General features: G+C 50.0%; 1 protein-coding gene. It reads right to left on the bottom strand.

The features are described from left to right. The coding region (locus NLF92_RS14095; RefSeq protein WP_254102898.1) for an aminotransferase class I/II-fold pyridoxal phosphate-dependent enzyme at positions 1-214 on the bottom strand (214 nt) is incomplete at both ends.

Genomic DNA, 214 nt, shown 5'->3' with positions numbered 1-214 from the left:
CAGAGCCGATAAGTGGAATGTGGTTCGCCCATGTTGGGTCGCTTACCCATACTTTAGCGTTGTCGTTACAACGGGCAAGTAGTTCTGAAAGAATACGCAATGCACCGCAACCACCTGGAGCTTGAACCGCTGCAACGCGGTCTGCTAATAGAACGGGGCTAGTCTTACCTAATAGCAAAGACAACATACCGTCGATAAAACCTTGGTTGCCCTG

Source organism: Opacimonas viscosa (assembly GCF_024199005.1).
Taxonomy (GTDB): Bacteria; Pseudomonadota; Gammaproteobacteria; order Enterobacterales; family Alteromonadaceae; genus Opacimonas; species Opacimonas viscosa.
The sequence above is the reverse complement of the archived record's forward strand: the minus strand, read 5'-3'. Positions and strand labels throughout refer to the sequence as shown.